This window comes from Bradyrhizobium sp., from assembly GCF_049691595.1.
Lineage (GTDB): Bacteria > Pseudomonadota > Alphaproteobacteria > Rhizobiales > Xanthobacteraceae > Bradyrhizobium.
Map to the genome: position 1 here is coordinate 1 of NZ_JBAVNZ010000476.1, position 4,841 is coordinate 4,841.

Sequence of the window (4,841 nt, forward strand, 5' to 3'; positions counted from 1 at the left end):
GCGTGACCTCAAGCGAGGTCTTCTGTTCCGAACATGAATCCCCGTTCGGCGAAAACGCCGCGGTCAGATCATCGACTGGAGAAAAAGCGCCGGCGAGTTCAGCGCGTACTCAGCGATCTTCCGGGAACTCGCGCAAAGGATCGCGCGATCTGAAAATTCAAAGCGCCGGATGAGCTATCGTTCGAAATTCGTATTCTGAATGCCGTGATGATTCCGTAAAGCATAGTACCTCCCCCCTCCTCGCCGCGATTAAATTAACCGCGGCGAGTTGTCATCTCGCACGTGTTTTCCAAATTCAGTCTGCCGCTACCAGGCACCGAAATGCCCAGCGCTGTGCCGCCGCGTACCTCAGTCTGTCCTCTTCAACCCGTTCGCCGGCTCCACATTCCCCGCTGCCAATGTAGTGGCCCGGTGCGTATCCCTCTTGTTCGAAGCGCCGGTAAGATTGGCGCAACGCCTGGAGAATCTAGACACAGGACTACCGTCCCCATATTTCTATGGTTTTCCCATTCAGCATCGCTTGGAAAGCGTCGCTAACGCACACACCGCCGCCGATTTGCACGTCCGCCCTTGGGTCTCAAACCGCGCTGATCTGGAGAGCCGCAGGCGCCGCGAGCGATTGAAGAATTGCACTATGCGCAGTTTCTGACAATCCATCGACTCGGAGTTCGCGAGCGAGTCTTCGCCAGTGTTGCCGCCCTGCAACTGCGAAGCTCGAAAGCAAGTTTTTGAATCAGTGTGAAGAATCGCGGGTATGACAAACCCTGCTGCAGTCGCAAAAAATTTTCACAAAATCCTTACGCTCGCTGCCGCGACAGCCGGTTTTCGAAACGCTTGGCCCTGCTATGGGGATAAGTGACTAGCGAAACGAAGTTTTTCGGAATTGTTTTTCAGGGTAACTCCCGCGCGGTCCGTCGCGTCGAACGCCTGCCGCCGCTCCATTTTCATGGCCGCAAGGTGCGGGAGTTCCGGCGAAACGCACAGACTTGCCGGTGCACCAAAACTGCACCTCGTAAAAATACCGGTACGCGAGCTATGGCACGCAGCCGGTCATGCCGCAATAAAGCAATTCGACGGCGCGAAACAAAAAGCCCGGCGGAGCCGGGCTTTTGACGGATGATTTTTGTTGTCAGTTCACTTTGCGAGCTTGGCGATCTGGTGCGCCAGACGCGAAACCTTCCGGCTCGCATTATTCTTGTGAATGATGTTCCGTTGCGCGGCCTGCATCAGTTCCGGTTCAGCGCGCGCCATCGCCTTCAGTGCTGCATCGCGATCGCCGCTCTTGATCGCTTCTTCGACGGTTCGAACCGCGCCACGCATCTGGGTGCGGCGCGACTTGTTGATGATGGTGCGGCGGGCAATCTTGCGGGTCGCCTTTTTGGCGGAGGAGGTATTGGCCATGTTCTCAACTATCCTTCGGCGCTGGTCGCTCTGTGGTCGGGCTGAAGCGCGCCGGCTGTTCAAATCGCGAGATCGACTCGGGTGTGTTTTCCAATCGCGTTCTTGAGGATGCCGTGCCTGGGGGCGAAAATGCCCGTATCGCGGCGCTGCTCAAAGAACAGCGGCGGCGGGATTGCGCCCGCCGCCATTGGGGGGTCTTATAGAGGGGGCGCCCGGCAGCGTCAACGTTTTCCGGCCCCCTTAAGAAGAACAGGAAGCCAGCCGGGATTGGCCGATAAGATGCTGACGAGGTTGAATTTCTCGAGGACCCCCGCCAATGGGCTGCTCGCCTTTTGGGCGCAACGGATATCAGGTGGTGCATGATCCGCGGTTTCTTCCGACTTATCGGCCTGTTGCTGCTGGCCGGCGGTTTCATCTTAATGGTCTATGACGGCGCGCGCTTCGTGGCCGACCAGAACCTCCGTTTCACCCGGTTCGGCCAGTTCTGGAACGAAATCCACCAGTCCAGCCAGCAGGCATTTCGGGCCTTGGTAGAGGGCATCGCACCCTGGCTCTGGAACAGCGTCATCAAAGTCATCCTGGATCAGCCGGTTTTCGCCGTGTTGGGCGTGGTCGGCATCCTGCTCATGATCTTGTTCCGGCCCCGCAAGCCCCTGATCGGCTATTCGCGGGATTAGCCCGGCCGCTTGCCGGTAACAGGGCTGCAAGACCCGGCGTAAAGACATATACATACAAGGTGCAGCGGCTGTCGCCGCTTCCGTGTCAGCCGATGTCCCGCCTGGAGGTGATCGATGTTGTTCATGCGCAAGACCGCCGCGTTGCCGAGCGCAGCCGAAGCGCTGCCAGGTCGCGCCACGCCGATTCCCACCGCCGCCACCCACTTCGTGAACGGCCGCAAGCTGCAGCCGCCTTATCCCGCAGGCCTCGCGCAGGCGGTGTTCGGGCTTGGCTGTTTCTGGGGCGCGGAGCGTAAATTCTGGGAACTCGGCGAGGGCATCTACGCGACGGCCGCGGGCTATGCCGGCGGTCACACCGCGAACCCGACTTACGAAGAGGTCTGCTCGGGCCGCACCGGTCACACCGAAGTGGTGCTGGTCGTGTTCGATCCGAACAAGCTCTCCTATGAGCAGTTGTTGAAGACGTTCTGGGAAAGCCACAACCCGACGCAGGGCATGCGCCAGGGCAATGACGTCGGCACCCAATATCGTTCCGCGATCTACACGTTCAGCGATGCGCAGCGCAAGGCCGCGGACGCATCGAAAGCGGCGTACCAAAAGGCGCTGGCGGCGAAGGGTCTTCCCGCGATCACCACCGAGATCGCGCCGTCAGGGGCGTTCTACTTTGCCGAGGACTATCATCAGCAATATCTCGCCAAGAATCCGGCCGGCTATTGCGGATTGGGCGGTACCGGCGTGGCATGCCCGATCGGGGTCGGCGTCACCGCCTGATCGTTGCGCGTGATGGGGAGGCGGGGATTTCCGGCCCTCCCGTTCTGCTCGCGCAAACAACGGTTTGTTAACCATAATTGGCGCAAGACTGGGGCATTCTCGCTTTGAGGGATGGCTCCGGTGCGGGTTGCGCGCGCGTTCAGACTTTCAATCATGGCCATCATGACGGCGCTTGCCTTGCCGGGCTGCATGCGCACGTCCGGGCCCGTCGCGGTCGCGCAGCCGCAAGGCGATCTTGATTCGATGGCCTATGGCGCGGCTCACGCGCCGGCCGCGGCTGCCGTTGCGGATTCCGGCGGCGGGGCCATCGGCGCGCTGCGCTCCGCTTTTGCCGCAGCACCTCGCGGCTCGGATGCGCCCCTCTCCGTCGCCTATCCCGAGCCGGTGCCGCTGCGGTACGACGCGGCCTACCATCTCGATGCCGGCGACCGACTGCGCGTCGTGGTCTACGGCCAGGAAGGCCTCACCAATACCTACGCGATCGATGCCGGCGGCTCCATCACCATGCCGCTGATCGGAACGGTCCCCGCACGGGGCCGTAGTCCGGCGGGACTGGCTGCAGAAATCGGCGCCAGGCTGCGCAAAGGCTACATCCGGGATCCTTCGGTCGCGGTCGAGATCGAAGCCTATCGGCCGTTCTTCATTCTCGGCGAAGTCGCCGCGCCCGGGCAGTATCCCTACGTGCCGAATATCACGGTTGAGAGCGCGGTGGCGATTGCCGGCGGCTTCGCGCCACGGGCGCGGCGTGACCGCGTCACGGTGACTCATACCGACGCTTCCGGCTCGGGCCGCTTCATGGTGCCGCTCGGCACCTCGCTCAGCCCAGGCGATACCGTGCTCGTCGGCGAACGCTGGTTCTGAAACCGTCATTCCGGGGCGGCGCGAAGCGACGAACCCGGAATCTCGAGATTCTCCGATGCGCAATTGCGCATCTGAGGTCTGGTCCTGCGGACCATCCTGGAATGACGATGGAGCAGGCGCTTTTGTCGCGCCTACCTCAAATGCTTCGCGAAGAAATCAAGGCTGCGCGGCCAGGCCATGTCGGCGCTGGTCTTGTCATAGCTCGCGCGCTCATCGCAATGAAAACCGTGCTGCGCGCCGGGATAGACGTGGACCTCGACATCGGGGCGCCTGGACTTGATGGCCTCGACATCGGTCAGCGGAATGCCGGCGTCCTTGTCGCCGAAATGCAATTGCGTCGGCACCTTCGGCTTGTCGTCGGCGAAGCGAATGATGGCGCCGCCGTAATAGCCGACGGCCGCCGACAGGCCCGACAGCTTGGTCGCGGCGGCGTAGGCGACGCTGCCGCCGAGGCAGAAACCGATAATGCCGACCGGCCCGACATCCTTGACCGCGTCGATCGCGGCCTGGGCATCGCGCAGCATCGCGGCCCAGTCGGGATTGGCGACGAATTTGCGGGCGTTCGTGATCTCATCGGGCGAATAGCCGCACTGGAAGTTCGGCTCGATGCGGTCGAAGATCGATGGGGCGATCGCGGCATAGCCCGCGCCCGCCAATCGATCGCACACCGCGCGGATGTGGTGATTGACGCCAAAGATCTCCTGGATCACCACGATGGCCGCCTTCGGCGTGCCCGCGGGATCGGCGCGATAGCCGCCCAGTTTGAAACCATCCGAAGCCGTCAGTTTGATATCTCGTCCCACGGGTCATCCATTGCGTTGAGGGTTGCACGAAGTCTCTCGAGGAAGGAGGCGGGGTTACCGCCACATCCAGTTGTGGCCCCAGTCGCCTTTCCAGCCAGCCAGCCGGCCCTTGCGGAATTGCAGATAGAGCCGGTCCTTGTGCGGGAATAGTCCGCTGCCCCCGATATTGCGGAAGGCAAGATAGATTTCATCGCCCGGGCGGCCGCTGACGTAAGTGAGCGGCGTGCCGAGTGCGCGCGCGGCCGCTTCCGCGTCCATGCCGAACGAAAGCGGCGCGTTGTTCGACAGGGTCGTGGTGAAGGGCGGCGGGTGGGGCCCGCCGGCCGGC

7 protein-coding genes are annotated in these 4,841 nt (G+C 62.2%); 3 read left to right on the forward strand and 4 right to left on the reverse strand.

Annotated features, from left to right (window positions below; translation table 11 throughout):
• Window positions 1–1,134: 1,134 nt before the first annotated feature.
• Together rpsT and WCE35_RS19925 are read right to left on the reverse strand one after the other, a co-directional pair.
• Window positions 1,135–1,401, reverse strand: coding sequence for a 30S ribosomal protein S20 (gene rpsT / locus WCE35_RS19920; RefSeq protein WP_424595036.1), 267 nt, complete (start codon window positions 1,399–1,401; stop codon window positions 1,135–1,137).
• Between the two features lie 59 nt (window positions 1,402–1,460).
• Entirely contained in the window at window positions 1,461–1,589 is a 129-nt protein-coding gene (locus WCE35_RS19925) for a hypothetical protein (RefSeq protein ID WP_424595037.1), read from the reverse strand.
• Window positions 1,590–1,760: 171 nt separating this feature from the next.
• On the opposite strand from WCE35_RS19925, the gene WCE35_RS19930 reads away from it, so the two are divergent.
• From WCE35_RS19930 to WCE35_RS19940, 3 genes are all read left to right on the forward strand, one after another.
• On the forward strand, window positions 1,761–2,078 hold the full coding sequence (locus WCE35_RS19930) for a hypothetical protein (RefSeq protein WP_424595038.1): 318 nt from the start codon (window positions 1,761–1,763) through the stop codon (window positions 2,076–2,078).
• 114 nt (window positions 2,079–2,192) lie between these two features.
• The gene (gene msrA, locus WCE35_RS19935) at window positions 2,193–2,849 is read left to right on the forward strand and encodes a peptide-methionine (S)-S-oxide reductase MsrA (RefSeq protein ID WP_424595039.1); all 657 of its coding nucleotides are present in this window, start codon (window positions 2,193–2,195) and stop codon (window positions 2,847–2,849) included.
• Window positions 2,850–3,002: 153 nt separating this feature from the next.
• Complete coding sequence (locus WCE35_RS19940; RefSeq protein WP_424595040.1) at window positions 3,003–3,710, forward strand: polysaccharide biosynthesis/export family protein; 708 nt, start codon at window positions 3,003–3,005, stop codon at window positions 3,708–3,710.
• A gap of 131 nt (window positions 3,711–3,841) precedes the next feature.
• Here the strand turns inward: WCE35_RS19940 and WCE35_RS19945 are convergent, their stop codons facing one another.
• Complete coding sequence (locus WCE35_RS19945) at window positions 3,842–4,513, reverse strand: dienelactone hydrolase family protein (RefSeq protein WP_424595041.1); 672 nt, start codon at window positions 4,511–4,513, stop codon at window positions 3,842–3,844.
• 54 nt (window positions 4,514–4,567) lie between these two features.
• Window positions 4,568–4,841, reverse strand: a 274-nt coding sequence (locus WCE35_RS19950; protein ID WP_424595042.1) for a hypothetical protein, incomplete at its 5' end; no start/stop codon positions are given.